16 protein-coding genes are annotated in these 13,409 nt (G+C 75.0%); 9 read left to right on the forward strand and 7 right to left on the reverse strand.

Annotation, left to right across the window (positions count from 1 at the left end):
* On the forward strand, positions 1 to 339 hold a 339-nt coding region (locus BMX65_RS19270), incomplete at its 5' end, for a transglycosylase SLT domain-containing protein (RefSeq protein ID WP_177214298.1).
* A gap of 111 nt (positions 340 to 450) precedes the next feature.
* Here the strand turns inward: BMX65_RS19270 and BMX65_RS19275 are convergent.
* Entirely contained in the window at positions 451 to 957 is a 507-nt protein-coding gene (locus BMX65_RS19275; protein ID WP_239502131.1) for a TetR/AcrR family transcriptional regulator, read from the reverse strand.
* A gap of 53 nt (positions 958 to 1,010) precedes the next feature.
* Entirely contained in the window at positions 1,011 to 1,526 is a 516-nt protein-coding gene (locus BMX65_RS19280) for a hypothetical protein (RefSeq protein WP_075001596.1), read from the reverse strand.
* A 124-nt stretch (positions 1,527 to 1,650) separates the two neighbouring features.
* On the opposite strand from BMX65_RS19280, the gene BMX65_RS19285 reads away from it, so the two are divergent.
* Both BMX65_RS19285 and BMX65_RS19290 read left to right on the forward strand, forming a co-directional pair.
* Positions 1,651 to 2,043 (forward strand): PadR family transcriptional regulator, encoded by a 393-nt coding sequence (locus BMX65_RS19285; RefSeq protein WP_075001597.1) that lies wholly within the window; start codon positions 1,651 to 1,653, stop codon positions 2,041 to 2,043.
* Complete coding sequence (locus tag BMX65_RS19290; RefSeq protein ID WP_075001598.1) at positions 2,040 to 2,720, forward strand: permease prefix domain 1-containing protein; 681 nt, start codon at positions 2,040 to 2,042, stop codon at positions 2,718 to 2,720. The genes BMX65_RS19285 and BMX65_RS19290 overlap by 4 nt, the downstream gene beginning before the upstream one ends.
* Before the next feature lie 61 nt (positions 2,721 to 2,781).
* Here BMX65_RS19290 and BMX65_RS19295 read toward each other — a convergent pair whose 3' ends face one another.
* The 3 genes from BMX65_RS19295 to BMX65_RS19305 are packed head-to-tail and all read right to left on the reverse strand — an operon-like array spanning position 2,782 to position 5,884.
* Positions 2,782 to 3,795 carry an acyl-CoA dehydrogenase family protein gene (locus BMX65_RS19295; RefSeq protein WP_075001599.1) on the reverse strand — a complete coding sequence of 338 codons (1,014 nt, stop codon included), beginning with the start codon at positions 3,793 to 3,795 and terminating at the stop codon, positions 2,782 to 2,784.
* Positions 3,796 to 3,801: 6 nt separating this feature from the next.
* A complete protein-coding gene (locus BMX65_RS19300; RefSeq protein ID WP_075001600.1) occupies positions 3,802 to 4,980 on the reverse strand; it encodes an acyl-CoA dehydrogenase family protein in 1,179 nt (392 codons plus the stop codon).
* A gap of 1 nt (position 4,981) precedes the next feature.
* Positions 4,982 to 5,884 (reverse strand): enoyl-CoA hydratase, encoded by a 903-nt coding sequence (locus BMX65_RS19305; RefSeq protein WP_075001601.1) that lies wholly within the window; start codon positions 5,882 to 5,884, stop codon positions 4,982 to 4,984.
* Between the two features lie 125 nt (positions 5,885 to 6,009).
* Between BMX65_RS19305 and BMX65_RS19310 the strand changes: the two genes are divergently transcribed.
* The 3 genes from BMX65_RS19310 (at position 6,010) to BMX65_RS19320 (ending at position 8,655) form a co-directional block, all read left to right on the forward strand.
* Positions 6,010 to 6,801 carry an SDR family oxidoreductase gene (locus BMX65_RS19310; RefSeq protein ID WP_075001602.1) on the forward strand — a complete coding sequence of 264 codons (792 nt, stop codon included), beginning with the start codon at positions 6,010 to 6,012 and terminating at the stop codon, positions 6,799 to 6,801.
* A gap of 61 nt (positions 6,802 to 6,862) precedes the next feature.
* The gene (locus tag BMX65_RS19315; RefSeq protein ID WP_075001603.1) at positions 6,863 to 7,474 is read left to right on the forward strand and encodes a TetR/AcrR family transcriptional regulator; all 612 of its coding nucleotides are present in this window, start codon (positions 6,863 to 6,865) and stop codon (positions 7,472 to 7,474) included.
* A gap of 17 nt (positions 7,475 to 7,491) precedes the next feature.
* Positions 7,492 to 8,655: an acetyl-CoA C-acetyltransferase gene (locus BMX65_RS19320; protein WP_075001604.1), complete on the forward strand. Its 1,164-nt coding sequence runs from the start codon at positions 7,492 to 7,494 to the stop codon at positions 8,653 to 8,655.
* Positions 8,656 to 9,017: 362 nt separating this feature from the next.
* Here the strand turns inward: BMX65_RS19320 and BMX65_RS19325 are convergent, their stop codons facing one another.
* On the reverse strand, positions 9,018 to 10,028 hold the full coding sequence (locus BMX65_RS19325; RefSeq protein ID WP_079171983.1) for an SDR family oxidoreductase: 1,011 nt from the start codon (positions 10,026 to 10,028) through the stop codon (positions 9,018 to 9,020).
* Positions 10,029 to 10,054: 26 nt separating this feature from the next.
* Positions 10,055 to 10,813, reverse strand: a complete 759-nt coding sequence (locus tag BMX65_RS19330) for an SDR family oxidoreductase (RefSeq protein WP_075001605.1) — start codon at positions 10,811 to 10,813, stop codon at positions 10,055 to 10,057.
* Between the two features lie 197 nt (positions 10,814 to 11,010).
* Here BMX65_RS19330 and BMX65_RS19335 point away from each other — a divergent pair, with 197 nt between their 5' ends.
* Genes BMX65_RS19335 through BMX65_RS19345 form a run of 3 tightly spaced genes read left to right on the forward strand, consistent with a single transcriptional unit; the run spans position 11,011 to position 13,402 of the window.
* Positions 11,011 to 11,778, forward strand: coding sequence for an enoyl-CoA hydratase family protein (locus BMX65_RS19335; RefSeq protein ID WP_075001606.1), 768 nt, complete (start codon positions 11,011 to 11,013; stop codon positions 11,776 to 11,778).
* Entirely contained in the window at positions 11,775 to 12,641 is an 867-nt protein-coding gene (locus BMX65_RS19340) for a CoA transferase subunit A (protein ID WP_075001607.1), read from the forward strand. Before BMX65_RS19335 ends, BMX65_RS19340 begins: the two co-directional genes overlap by 4 nt.
* Positions 12,638 to 13,402: a CoA-transferase subunit beta gene (locus tag BMX65_RS19345; RefSeq protein WP_075001608.1), complete on the forward strand. Its 765-nt coding sequence runs from the start codon at positions 12,638 to 12,640 to the stop codon at positions 13,400 to 13,402. The genes BMX65_RS19340 and BMX65_RS19345 overlap by 4 nt, the downstream gene beginning before the upstream one ends.
* Positions 13,403 to 13,409: the final 7 nt, after the last annotated feature.

The raw sequence follows: 13,409 nt of genomic DNA on the forward strand, positions 1-13,409 counted from the left end.
GAGGGCAAGGGCAAGTACGCGGACAACCTCGACGGCTGGATCCGCGAGGCCCGCGCCGTCATGGCCAAGCACGACATCCCCGGCAGCTACGACGGCATCAAGCGCAACATCATCCGCGAATCCGCAGGCGACCCCGACGCCGTCAACGACTGGGACATCAACGCCCAGAAGGGCATCCCCTCCAAGGGACTCCTCCAGGTCATCCAGCCCACCTTCGACCAGTACCACGTCAAGGGCACCCCCGACGACCTCACCGACCCCGTCGCCAACATCGTCGCCGCCTGCAACTACGCCGCCGACCGCTACGGCAGCATGGACAACGTCGACTCCGCCTACTGACAACACCCCCCACACACAGACACAGACACGCCAGCACCACCCCCAGGGAGCGGGCGGGAGGAACCCCCTCCCACCCGCTCCCTCGCGTATGCGCCTGCCGGGGACCACCGTTCAGTCGCCGCGCGCCTCCCCGCTCCCACCGCCCGGTGCTGCGCTGTCGCCGAAGACACGGGACACCATCGCCTGGATCAGGCGGTCGGCACCGAAGGGGTCGCGCAGGATGTCCGGGGCGGTCATGTCGTCGGGCAGCAGGCCCGCCATGGCGAGGCAGAGAAGAGCGACGCCCAGGTCGTCACCGGGCATCCCGGCGTCGCGGTGGTACCCGAGCAGGCCCTGGAACTCGGCGCGCAGGAACCCGGACAGCTCCTCGTACAGTTCGGGACGCCGGGTGGCCTCCAGCCGCAGTTCCAGCATGGCCAGGTAGCTGCTGCGGTCGGCGCGCATGCGGGCCAGCAGGGCGCGCATCAGCTCCACTTCGAGCCCGAGCGTGCGCGGGGCGCGCATGCGCGCCGCCAGTGCCGCCTCGTCCGGCGTGAGCCGCTCGCGGGTGCGGCGCATGGCCTGGGTGAGCATGTCGCCGCGGTGGGCGAAGCAGTTGGAGGCGGTACCGATGGGCACTCCGGCCTCCTTGTCGACGGCGCGCAGCGCGGGCCCGTACCGCGGGCCGGATGTCAGGCGCTCGTGGTCGAGCCCGGGCGGAGGATCATCAGGACGACCACCGCAGCCCACAGCAGGTTGAAGATGCCGGTCACCATGGCCAGTCGGGCGGCCGCGGCACGCGGGTCGGGTATCTGCGGCACGGCCTCGCCCTCGTCGAGGCCGACACCGGCCGCGCCCAGCAGTCGCGCCTGGCGGGGCAGGACGACCGCACCGAGGAGGACCGCGGCCAGGGCCGTCAGGACGACGGAGACGAGCAGCCAGGCGTCGGTGAGGACCCCGAGCTGAGCGCCGGTGGCCACGCCGAAGACCGGTACGGCCACGCCGAAGACGGCGTAGGCCCGGCAGACACGGTGCAGCAGGGCCGCGCCCGCCGCCCCGCCGGGCGACACCTGGCCGGCTGCGACACCGCCGGCGCCGGAGGCGAGCAACTCCCGGGCCTTGCGCGGGAACATCGATGCGGCGACGGAGATCGGCCCCACCGCCAGGATCGCGGCCAGGACGTGCAGGGAGAGCAGCAGCTTGGTCACCAGGGCTCCGATTCGACAGCGCGAGGGGGCAGGGCCGCCGACGCGTTCACTGTGGACACCGACACGCAATGCATTGGCAACCAATAGGTAGCACAGCAATATATTCCCCGCCTACACTCCCCCCATGAAGACGGAAGCGGTACGCGGACACCTCGACGGGCTGCTGCTGGCCGCGCTCGAGGACGGGCCGCTGCACGGATACGCGATCATCACCGCGGTCCAGGAGCGCAGCGGCGGGGTGCTGGAGCTGCGGACGGGCACGGTCTATCCCGCGCTCAACCGACTGGAGCGGCTGGGCCTGCTGGCGAGTGACTGGCAGTCCGTCGGCGAACGGCGCAGGCGCTGCTACGCCCTCACCGGGGCCGGTCGGCGGTCGCTCGCGGACGAGCGCACCGGGTGGCGGCAGTTCACCGCGGCGATCGGCGCGGTGCTCGACCCGTCCGCGCCGGCCGGGAGCGCCCCGGCCACCGGCGGCAGGGCACCCCTCGGGCCCGTCCGCCACCGGCCCGCGACATGAGCGGGCCGCGGCAGCACGCCGACCCGCTGATCGCCTACGCCGCGGAACTGCGCGCCGCGCTCCCGGGACCGGCCCGGGCCGCGTCCCGCATGGTCGAGGAGATCCACCACGGGCTGCTGGACGCGACGGACGCCTACGTCCGGGAGGGCATGCCGCGCACCGACGCCGCACGCCGCGCCGTGCGCGACTTCGGGTCGGTGGCCGAACTGGCGCCCGAGTGCCGACGGGAGTTGGCACTCGCCCAGACCCGGCACACCGCGCGTGCGGCCGCGCTCTGCGCCCCGCTGCTGCTGGTGTGCTGGACACTGGCGCGCCCGGCGCTCGGTGCGGGGGCCGCTCCGCTGGCGGTCCTCGCCGCCGTCAGCACTCTGCTGGCCGCCGCCGCCCTGGCCGCGACCGGTGGCGCTCCGGCGCGCCGGTTCCACGTCCCCGAGGCGCTGCCCCGCCTGATCGCCTGGACGGGAACCGGGGCGAGCGCCGGGATGGCGGCGGCCACCCTGGCCCTGGCGTGCACCGCGGCCGTCACCGCGCAGTGGCCGCTGCTCCTGCTCGCGGGGGCGTTGTCCGCCGCCTCGCACGCCGTGCTGGGCACCTCGGTCAGGGTGTCCCGGCGCTGCCTCGTACCCGCGGACGTGCGCCCCGGGCACGGGAACGGACCCGGGGCGTGCGCCGAGTGAGTCCGCGCCCCGCGAGCCCTTCGCTCCGCCGCCCCGGGACGGGGCCGACAGCGGGTCGTCGTCAGTCCGGCACCGGCGCGCCGCTGAGGACGGCCGCGTGGCAGGCGGCCCGGGTGCCCCAGGCCGCCTGCAGGGCGCGGACCTTGCGCAGCAGCAGACTCAGGTCGTACTCGTCCGTGTATCCCACAGCGCCGTGCACCTGCAGCGCCGTACGGGCGGCCAGGTGGGCGGCGTCCGCGCAGGCCGCCTTGGCGGCGGGCAGATCGCGGGATTCGGCCGCGGAGTCGCCCCGCACGGCGAGCGCCCCGCCGTACAGCAGCGGGCGCGCGAACTCCAGGGCCACCGCGACGTCCGCCAACTGGTGCTTGACCGCCTGGAACGCGCCCACCGCACGCCCGAACTGCCGCCGCTGCCGCACATACGCCGCGCTCGTCTCCAGCATCGCCTCCCCCGCTCCGAGCAGTTGCGCCGCGGTCAGCAGCGTCGCGAACGCACGCAGCCGCTGCAGGTCGGCGGGCACCGGCTCGCCCGGCACACAGCGCACCAGGCGGCGGCCCGGGTCGAGGGAGCGCAGGGGAGCGCCCGCGACCGTCCCGGTGGCCAGGCCGCCGGCCACCGGGACGAACACCGCGTCGGCGAGGTGCGCGTCCACCGCGTACCCGGCCGCCTCGGGCCCACGGGCCCTCCTGCCGTCGGCACCGGCGCCGGGCGCTGTGGCCGGGTCGGCGACGGTCGCCAGCCGGTCGCCCGCCAGCAGGGGCGCGGCCCAGGGTGCGGCGGCGGGCAGCCCCGCGGCCAGCGCGACGGTCTCGACCAGCGGGCCGGGCGCCGCGGCCCGGCCGATCTCCATGAAGGCGGCGGCGAGTTCGGCGGGACGCCGGCCCAGCCCGCCGTCCTGCTCGGGGACGGCCAGCGCGGGCAGTCCGGTCTCCGCGAGGGACCGCCACAGGGCGCGGCCCGGCGCATGGTCGCCCGCGGCCCAGGCCCGGGCGATCCGGTGGGTCCCGGCGTCGGCGAGCAGGCGGCGGATGGTGGCGGTGTAGCTGCGGTGGTCCCGGTCGGGCAGAAAGCGCATCGCGGCTCAGCGTCCCCTCGGCAGGCCGAGCGCCCGCTCGGCGACGATGTCGCGCTGGATCTCGTTGGTGCCGGCGTAGACCGGACCGGCGAGGGCGAAGACCCAGCCGTCCAGCCAGCCGGACTCCGGCACCCCCTCGGCGATCTCGGACGTTCCCGGTCCGAGCAGGTCGAGCGCGGTCTCGTGCAGGTCGATGTCGAGTTCCGACCAGAAGATCTTGTTCATGGAGGGCAGGGCGTCGGTGGCGGCGCGCGGAGCCTCGGCGGGATGCTCCTGGGCGGACGCGGCCGTATAGCCGGCCAACTGGTAGGCGCGGGCCCGGATCCACCCGTCGGCCGCCCGTGCGGCGACCGCGCTGCCGACGGGTGCGGCCCGCTGCCGGAGCAGGGCCAGCAGCCGCTCGGCGGTGGCGGTGAAGCGGCCCGGGGACCGCAGGGTCAGCCCCCGCTCGCTGCCCGCGGTCGACATCGCGGTGCGCCACCCCTGGCCGGGCTCGCCGATCACGTCCGCGTCCGGCACGAAGACGCCGTCCAGGAAGATCTCCGCGAACGCGGGCCTGCCGTCCAGCCGCCCCAGGGGGCGTACGGTGACGCCGGGCGCGTCCAGGGGGAACATCAGGCAGCTCAGCCCGCGGTGCCGCCGCTCCTGCGGGTCGGTGCGGAAGAGGCCGAAGGCCCGGTCGGCGAACGCGGCACGGGAGGACCAGGTCTTGTGCCCGGTCAGCAGCCAGCCGCCGCCGTGCTGTGCGGTGCGCTCGGCGCGGGAGCGCAGTGCCGCGAGGTCGGACCCGGCCTCGGGTTCGGACCACGCCTGCGCCCAGACCGTGCTGCCGTCCGCCATCGGCGGCAGGATCCGGGCCAGTTGCTCCCGGGTGCCGTGCGCGAAGAGGGTGGGGGCCAGGAGGTTGATGCCGTTCTGGCTGACGCGCCCGGGTGCTCCGGCCGCGTGGTACTCCTCCTCGAAGAGCAGCCATTCGGTGAGGCCGACACCCCGGCCGCCGTACTCGCGCGGCCAGGAGACCGCCGACCAGCCGCCGCCGTGCAGCGCGCGCTCCCAGTCGCGGTGTGCGGCGAAGCCCTCGGCCGTCTCCAGCGACGGCAGCGGCTCGGCGGGCACGTGGGCACGCAGCCAGTTCCGGGCGGCGGCGCGGAACTCCTCCTGGGCGGCGCTCAGATCCAGGTCCACGTCAGGCACCGTCCTCGGAGCCGGTGTCCCGGGCGGGGTGCTGCGGGCTCCGCGCCGCCGCCCGCATCGCGCGCGCGTCCATCCCGGCGAGTGCGTCGGTGCCGGTCTCGGCATTGTGCGCGTGCGCGAGGTGGTGCAGGCCGAAGACCGAGTCCAGCCCGCTGTGCAGCCCCATCAGGTCCTCGGCCTGGTTGACCGCGCGCTTGGCCAGGGCGAGGCCGAAGCGCGGCATCCCGGCGATCCGGGCCGCCAGCGCTTCGGCCTCGGTGCGCAGGTCGGCATCCGGGACGACGCGGTTGACCATGCCGATCTCGTGGGCGCGCCGGGCGGTCATCCGGTCCCCGGTGTAGAGGAACTCCTTGGCGGCGCGCGGACCCATGACCCAGGGGTGCGCGAAGTACTCCACCCCGGGAATGCCCATCCGCAGCACCGGGTCGGCGAAGTAGGCGCCCTCGGCGGCCACGATCAGGTCGCACACCCAGGCGAGCATCAGTCCGCCCGCGACGCAGGCGCCCTGCACGGCGCAGACGACCGGTTTGGGCAGCTCGCGCCACCGTCGGCACATGCCCAGATAGACCTCGGACTCGCGGGCGAAGCGCGCGTCGCCGCCCTGTTTGCCGACGTGGTCCCACCACAGTCCGGCGGTGCGGGGGAAGGACAGGTGCGCGTCCCGGCCGGGGCTGCCGATGTCGTGTCCGGCGCTGAAGTGCTCGCCGGCTCCGGCGAGGACGACCGCGCCGACGGCGTCGTCGTCGGCGGCGCGCCGGAACGCCGTGTCCAGCGCGTAGGTCATCGCGGAGTTCTGCGCATTGCGGTACTCGGGGCGGTTGAGGGTGACGCGGGCGACGGAACCGGTGCGCTCGTACGTCACCGCCTCCGGAGCCCCTGCGCTGTGGTCGGCCATGTGCGCTCCTCGGACAAGGCTTCCCTAACAAGTGTTTGGTAGATTAACCTGACCCCCGCCGGCCCGTCGAGAGTCCGCGAGAGCCGCGCAACCGCGAGAGCCACCGACCCGCGAGGGGGCGCCGTATGAGCAGTGCCGCACCCGTCTGCCCGGCGCCGCACGACCTGCTGGCGGGCCGCTCCGTCGTCGTCACGGCAGCGGCCGGGAGCGGGATCGGCGGCGCCACGGCGCGCCGCGTGCTGGCGGAGGGCGCAGCGGGTGTGGTCCTCGGCGACGTCCACGAGCGGCGTCTCGACGCGACGCGACGGGCGCTCGCCCGGGAGTTCGGGGCCGGCCGCGTCCGCGCGGTCCGCTGCGACGTCACCGACGAGGACGAGGTGCGGGCGCTGCTGGAGACCTGCACGGCGGCGCACGGCCGCATCGACGTCCTGGTGAACAACGCGGGCCTGGGCGGCACCGCCGAACTGGTGGAGATGACCGACGAGCAGTGGACCCGCGTCCTGGACACCACCCTGACCGGCACCTTCCGCTGCACCCGCGCGGGGCTGCGTGCCATGCGCGGGCAGCCGGACGGCGGGACGATCGTCAACAACGCCTCGGTCGTCGGCTGGCGCGCCCAGCGCGGCCAGGCGCACTACGCGGCGGCCAAGGCGGGGGTGATGGCGCTGACCCGCTGCGCGGCGGTGGAGGCTGCGGAGTACGGCGTGCGGGTCAACGCGGTCTCGCCCTCGCTGGCGATGCACCCGCACCTGGTGAAGGTCACCACGCCGGAGCTGCTGGAGGAGCTCACCGCGCGGGAGGCGCAGGGCCGGTACGCAGAGCCCTGGGAGATCGCCAATGTGATCGTCTTCCTGGCCAGCGGCTACTCCTCGTACATGACCGGCGAGACGGTCTCCGTCAGCAGCCAGCACCCGTGACCGGCACCGGACCGCACCTGCCTGCGGTCACCCGCACCGCCGCCGGACGGACAATGGACCCATGGTGACGCCGAAGAAGACCCCCGGTGCCGGGCGCCGTGCCGAACTGCTGGCGACCGCGGCCGACGTGTTCGCGGAGCTGGGCTACAACGCGACCACTGTCCGCACCATCGCGGACCGCGCCGGAATGCTGGCGGGCAGCCTCTACTACCACTTCGACTCCAAGGAGTCGATGGCCGACGAGATCCTCAGTGCCTTCCTCACCGACCTGTGGGACGGCTACCGGCGGACCGAGGAGGCCGGGCTGGGCCCGCGGGAGACGTTCGAGGAACTGGTCACCGAGTCGTTCCGGCAGATGGCGCGGCACCGCCCGGCGGTCGTCATCTACCAGAAGGAGGCCCGCCGGCTGGCCGCGCAGGAGCGGTTCCGCTATCTGGCCGACTCCCACGAGCGTTTCCGGGAGCTGTGGACGCGGACGCTGGAGCGCGGAGTGGCCGACGGCAGTTTCCGCAGCGAGCTGGACATCCCCGTCACCTACCGGTTCGTCCGCGACACCGTGTGGGTGGCCGCGGTCTGGTTCCGGCCCTGGGGCAGCAGGACCGCCTCGGAGATCGCCCAGCAGTACACCTCGATGGTGCTCGACGGAATCGCCACCCGCCCGGTGGCCCGATGACCGAAGGAGCGTGAGCGATGTCCCGCGGTGAGGCGTACATGGTCGAGGCGGTCAGGTCGCCCGTCGGCAGGCGCGGCGGTGCACTGGCCGGTGTGCACCCGGCGGATCTGGGCGCGCATGTGCTGCGTGCGCTGGTGGAGCGTTCCGGTGTGGACCCGGCGGCGGTCGAGGACGTGGTCTTCGGCTGCCTGGACACCGTCGGGCCGCAGGCGGGTGACATCGCGCGCACGGCGTGGCTGGCCGCCGGGCTGCCGGAGTCGGTGCCCGGCGTCACCGTCGACCGGCAGTGCGGCTCCTCGCAGCAGGCCGTGCACTTCGCGGCGCAGGCCGTGCTGTCCGGGACGGCCGACCTGGTGGTCGCGGGCGGAGTGCAGAACATGTCGCAGGTCCCCATCGGCTACGCCTCCCGGCAGGCGGGCGTCCCGCTCGGCCTCACCGACGGCCCCTTCCACGGCTCCGAGGGCTGGCGGGCCCGCTACGGCGACGCGCCCGTCGACCAGTTCCACGGCGCGGAGCTGATCGCCGCGCAGTGGGACATCAGCCGTACGGAGATGGAGCACTGGGCGCTGCGTTCGCACGAGCGCGCGCTGCGCGCCGCCGACGAGGGCCGCTTCGCGCGGGAGATCGCCCCCTGGGGGGAGCACGCCGTGGACGAGGGGCCGCGGCGCGACACCGGCCTGGCGAAGATGGCGGCCCTCGACCCGCTGGTGCCGGGCGGCCGGCTGACCGCTGCCGTCTCCTCGCAGCTCTCGGACGCCGCCGCCGCGGTGCTGCTCGCCTCCGAAGAGGCCGTGCGCGCGCACCGTCTCACCCCGCGGGCCCGGGTGCACCATCTCTCCGTACGCGGCGAGGACCCGATCCGCATGCTGACGGCGCCGATCCCGGCGACCGCGCACGCGCTGGAGCGGGCGGGGATGACCCTGGACGACATCGATCTGGTGGAGATCAACGAGGCATTCGCCTCCGTCGTACTGGCCTGGCTGCGCGAGACGGGCTGCGATCCGGCCAAGGTCAACGTCAACGGCGGCGCCCTCGCCCTGGGGCATCCCCTCGGGGCCACCGGCTGCCGGCTGCTGACCACCCTCCTGCACGAACTGGAGCGCACCGGCGGCCGCTACGGGCTGCAGACCATGTGCGAGGGCGGCGGGCAGGCGAACGTGACGATCATCGAACGGCTCTGAGCCGCGGGACCGCGCGTTCCACCGCGCGTTCCACCGGGGGTTCCGGCGCCGCCTCCCGCGGCGGTCCGGCAGGGCCCCTGTGCGTCTCCCGGGGCCCGGCCGACTTCTCCGGCACCACGCTGCACAGGGGACGGCTGCACCAGCCCGGACACGGCTGGTGCACGTCCTCGGCTGCCAGAACACCGCCGTCAACCGCGCCGGCAGCCCCGACGCCAGGTGCGGCATCTGCCCACCGAGGTGCGCGGCGAGCACTGCTCCGGGCTGCTGCCCGACGGGGACTTCGCGCTCCGCCACGCCGACCCGCTGTCCGGCCCTGCGGGCCGGGTGGCGCGGATCGCCGCGCCGGCGGCTGAGCGGCCCGGTCACCCCGCGCCGTACACCGGCTCCGGCGGAGGCGACGCGGCGAGCAGTTCGCGCACCGGCCGGTCCAGCGCGGCCGCCTCCCAGCAGCCGCCCCGGTCGGTGCGGGCCGCGGGGCGCCAGCCGTCCATGACGGCGATCCGGCCGCCCGCCACCTCGAAGACCCGCCCGGTGACGCCGTCGCAGCCGTCGGAGCCCAGGTAGACGACGAGCGGGGAGACGTTCTCCGGGGCCATCGCGTCGAAGGCGCCGTCCGCGGGCGCGGCCATGTCCGCCGCGAAGGCGCGCTCGGTCATCCGGGTGCGGGCGGCCGGTGCCACCGCGTTGACCTGGACGCCGTAGCGGCCGAACTCGGCCGCGGCGACGAGGGTGAGTGCCGCCACCCCGGCCTTGGCCGCCGCGTAGTTGCCCTGCCCCACCGCGCCGAGCAGTCCCGCGCCCGAGGTGGTGTTGACGATCCGGGCCCGCGGACTGCGGCCCGCCTTCGCCTCCGCGCGCCAGTGCGCCGCCGCGTGCCGCATCGGCAGGAAGTGACCCTTGAGATGGACCCGCACGACCGCGTCCCAGTCGTCCTCGCCGAGGTTGACCAGCATCCGGTCGCGCAGGAACCCCGCGTTGTTGACGAGCGTGTCCAGTCGGCCGAAGCGGTCGAGAGCGGTGCGGACCAGCCGCTCCGCTCCCCGCCCGGTGGCCACGTCGTCGGTGCTGACGGCCGCCTCGCCGCCCGCCGCCCGGATCTCGGCCGCCACCTGCCCGGCCGGTGACCCGCCGCGGTCCGCGGCGCCGGCGCGCCCGCCGTCCAGGGCGACGCCCAGGTCGTTGACGACGACGCGGGCGCCCGCGCGTGCGAAGGCGAGGGCGTGCGCCCGGCCGAGCCCGCGGCCCGCACCGGTGACCACGACGACGCGGCCCTCAGCGGGCCGGTGCCCGGCGGGGCGTTCCCGGGCGGGGCGGTCGCCGGGGTGGTCCCGGCGGGCGCGGTCCGCTGCGCGGGTGGCGTGCTGGTGCGGCATGGTCGCCTCCGGTTCGGTGGGAGTACTCAGGTCCTGTCGACGGTCGCGGCGTCCAGGAACGCGGGGCGCTCGCCGCCGCCGTGCACCGCGAGGGAGGCGCCGGTGATGTAGCGGGCGGCGTCCGAGGCCAGGAACACGCAGGCGTCGCCCACCTCGTCGGGCTCGGCGAGCCGTCCCAGTGGCACGGTGGCGCCGACCGCTGCGACGCCCGCCTCGTCGCCGTAGTGCAGCTCCGTCAGTTCGGTGCGGGCCATCCCCAGTACGACGGTGTTCACCCGCACTCCGTCCGCGGCCCACTCCATGGCCATCGACCGCGCCAGGTTCTCCAGCCCCGCCTTGGCGGCGCCGTACGCGGCCGATCCGGGCGAGGGGCGGCCCCCGCTGACGCTGCCCACCATCACGACGGCACCGCCCCGCCGCTGCCCGCGCATGACCGCGTGGGCGGCGCGGGAGAGGTGCAGGGGCGCGAGGAGGTTGAGTTCCACAACGCGCGCGTGGTGCCGCGGCGCCCCCTCCGCCAGCGGGCGGTAGGGGGTACCGCCCGCATTGTTGACCAGCACGTCCAGGGAGCCCAGATCGCGGACGACGCGGTCGCAGAGCTGCGCTGCGGCCTCGGGGTCACGGACGTCCAGCGGGAGGTAGCGGGCCTGCCGGTCCCCGGCCGCGAGGGGGTGCGGGGGCGGGCGCCGGGCGCAGACGACGACGTCCGCGCCGTCGCGGAGGAACGCGCGGGCGATCCCCGCACCCACCCCGCGGGTTCCGCCGGTGACGACAGCGACGCTCATGGACACCTCCGGGTGTCGGCGGACGGGCGGTGCGGGGCCCACCGGGCGGGACCGCGTGCCCCGGCGCAGCCGCGCCGGGATGGCCCGGTGCAGCGGAACTCCGTGAGCGGGCCCGGAACTTGGGCCCTTCCACGGGAACCACCGCACTGCTAGCTTGCACCAAACAAACGTTAGGTGGAAAGGTAGCTGATCCCGCGATGTCTGTCTCCACCTCCACACCGCGCGACGGCGTCGCCGTGGTGACCGTCGACCAGCCCCCGGTCAACGCCCTCCCGGTGCGCACCTGGTACGCGCTGGCGGACGCGGTGACGGCGGCCGGCCGCGACCCCGCGCACCGCACCGTGGTGCTGACCGGCGCCGGACGCGGCTTCAACGCGGGCGTCGACGTCAAGGAGCTGCAGAACGCCGCGGACCACAGCGCCCTCATCGGCGCCAACCGAGGCTGTGCGGCGGCGTTCTGCGCGGTCTACGAGTGCGAGGTGCCCGTCGTCGCGGCCGTGCACGGTCACTGCCTGGGCGGCGGCATCGGCCTGGTGGGCAGCGCCGACGCGATCGTGGCGACCCGCGACGCCACCTTCGGGCTCCCCGAACTGGACATGGGCGCTCTGGGGGCGGCCACACATCTGTCCCGGATGCTGCCCCCGCACCTGGTCCGCCCGCTCTACTACACCGGCCGCACCCTCACCGCCGCCGAACTGCACCACCACGGCGCCGTCTGGGCCCTGGCCGAGAGCCGCTCCGCGCTGCTGGAGACGGCGCTGGAGCTGGCGGCACGGATCGCGGCCAAGGACGGCTATCTGCTCCGCCTGGCCAAGGAGGCGCTCAACGGGATCGACCAGGCCGACGTGCGCCGCCGCTACCGCTACGAGCAGGGCTTCACCTTCGAGGCCAACCTCGCGGGCGTCTCCGACCGGCACCGGGACGCCTTCCTCGACCGGCGTGCCGGGGACGGGAGCCGACCATGACCGACCTCGACAAGCGGCTGTCCCTCACCGCGTTCACGGACCGGATCGAGTCCGGCATGACGGTGGGCATCGGCGGCTGGGGCGCACGCCGCAAACCGATGGCGCTGGTGCGGGCGCTGCTGCGCAGCGGAGCCGACGAGCTGACGGTCGTCTCCTGCGGCGGTCCCGACGTGGGCCTGCTGGCCGCGGCGGGCCGCATCCGCCGGCTGGTGGCGCCCTTCGTGACGCTGGACTCGGTGCCGCTGGAGCCGCACTTCCGGGCCGCCCGCGAGGCGGGGACCCTCGCCTTCGAGGAGTGGGACGAGTCGCTGTTCCTGTCGGGGCTGACGGCCGCGGCGCACCGGCTGCCGTTCCTGCCGGTGCGCGGCGGCCTCGGATCGGACATCCCGCGCCGCAACCCCCGGCTGCGCACGGTCACCTCGCCGTATCCGGACGGCGAGGAACTGCTGGCGGCGCCCGCGCTGACGATGGATGTGGCCCTGGTGCACATGAACCGCGCCGACATCCGGGGAAACGGGCAGTACCTGGGGCCCGACCCGTACTTCGACGACCTGTTCACGGAGGCGGCCGAGCACACCTATCTCTCCTGCGAGCGGATCGTGGACCGCTTCACCGGGCCGCCGCAGTCGCTGCTGGTGCAGCGGCAGAACGTCACCGGTGTCCTGCACACCCCGCGCGGCGCGCACTTCACCAGTTGCGCCCCCGACTACGGGCGGGACGAGGCATTCCAGCGCGCCTACGTGCGGGCCGCCGCCGACCCGTCGGCCTGGCGGGAGTTCACCGCGCGCTTCCTCTCCGGCGGCGAGGACGCCTACCAGCAGGCGGTGGACGAGCACCAGACGCGTACGGAGGCGGCGCGATGACCGGGACGACCGGGACGACCGCCCCCACCCGTGCCGAGGTCTGCGTCGTCGCCTGCGCGGAGGCGTGGCGCGGCGACGGTGAGGTGCTGGCCGCGGCGGCGGGCGGCGTGGTCCCCACGCTGGGAGCCCGCCTGGCGCGGCTGACGTTCAGCCCGCATCTGCTGCTGACCGACGGCGAGGCGATGCTGCTGAGCACTCCCGAGGACCCCGGGCGGTTCGAGGGCTGGCTGCCGTACCGCAGGCATCTCGCCCTCGCCGCGCGCGGCAGGCGCCACATGATGATGGGGGCCGCCCAACTCGACCGCTACGGCAACCAGAACATCTCCTGCATCGGCGACCACGACCGGCCGGCACGGCAGTTGCTCGGTGCACGCGGAGCGCCGTCCAACACCGTCAATCACCCGGTCTCCTACTGGGTGCCGCGCCATTCGGTGCGGGTCTTCGTGGAGCGCGTGGACATGGTCAGCGGAGTGGGCTACGACCGGGCGGCCGCGTCGGGTCCGGGCGCCGCCCGCTTCCACGGGCTGCGGCGGGTGGTGACCGATCTGGCGGTGCTGGACTTCGCGACCGGGGACCGCCGGATGCGGCTGGCCAGTGTCCACCCGGGTGTCGATGTCGTGCAGGTGCGCGAGCGGACGGGATTCGACCTGGCGGTACCGGACGAGGTGCCCGTCACCCGCCGGCCGACCCGGCGCGAGCTGCGACTGCTGCGGGAGGTACTGGACCCGCACGGCGCCCGCGAGCAGGAGGTGCGGGCATGACAGGACG

It is taken from the genome of Streptomyces qinglanensis (genome assembly GCF_900111245.1).
Taxonomy (GTDB): domain Bacteria; phylum Actinomycetota; class Actinomycetes; order Streptomycetales; family Streptomycetaceae; genus Streptomyces; species Streptomyces qinglanensis.

What these genes read in the sequence shown, in the direction of transcription:
- BMX65_RS19295 (WP_075001599.1), bottom strand. Translation starts at nt 3,795, where the DNA reads ATGCGCTTTCTGCCCGACCGGGACCACCGCAGCTACACCGCCACCATC.
- BMX65_RS19330 (WP_075001605.1), bottom strand. Translation starts at nt 10,813, where the DNA reads ATGAGCGTCGCTGTCGTCACCGGCGGAACCCGCGGGGTGGGTGCGGGG.
- BMX65_RS19325 (WP_079171983.1), bottom strand. Translation starts at nt 10,028, where the DNA reads ATGCCGCACCAGCACGCCACCCGCGCAGCGGACCGCGCCCGCCGGGAC.
- BMX65_RS19320 (WP_075001604.1), top strand. Translation starts at nt 7,492, where the DNA reads ATGTCCCGCGGTGAGGCGTACATGGTCGAGGCGGTCAGGTCGCCCGTC.
- BMX65_RS19310 (WP_075001602.1), top strand. Translation starts at nt 6,010, where the DNA reads ATGAGCAGTGCCGCACCCGTCTGCCCGGCGCCGCACGACCTGCTGGCG.
- BMX65_RS19340 (WP_075001607.1), top strand. Translation starts at nt 11,775, where the DNA reads ATGACCGACCTCGACAAGCGGCTGTCCCTCACCGCGTTCACGGACCGG.
- BMX65_RS19290 (WP_075001598.1), top strand. Translation starts at nt 2,040, where the DNA reads ATGAGCGGGCCGCGGCAGCACGCCGACCCGCTGATCGCCTACGCCGCG.
- BMX65_RS19305 (WP_075001601.1), bottom strand. Translation starts at nt 5,884, where the DNA reads ATGGCCGACCACAGCGCAGGGGCTCCGGAGGCGGTGACGTACGAGCGC.
- BMX65_RS19285 (WP_075001597.1), top strand. Translation starts at nt 1,651, where the DNA reads ATGAAGACGGAAGCGGTACGCGGACACCTCGACGGGCTGCTGCTGGCC.
- BMX65_RS19345 (WP_075001608.1), top strand. Translation starts at nt 12,638, where the DNA reads ATGACCGGGACGACCGGGACGACCGCCCCCACCCGTGCCGAGGTCTGC.
- BMX65_RS19315 (WP_075001603.1), top strand. Translation starts at nt 6,863, where the DNA reads ATGGTGACGCCGAAGAAGACCCCCGGTGCCGGGCGCCGTGCCGAACTG.
- BMX65_RS19335 (WP_075001606.1), top strand. Translation starts at nt 11,011, where the DNA reads ATGTCTGTCTCCACCTCCACACCGCGCGACGGCGTCGCCGTGGTGACC.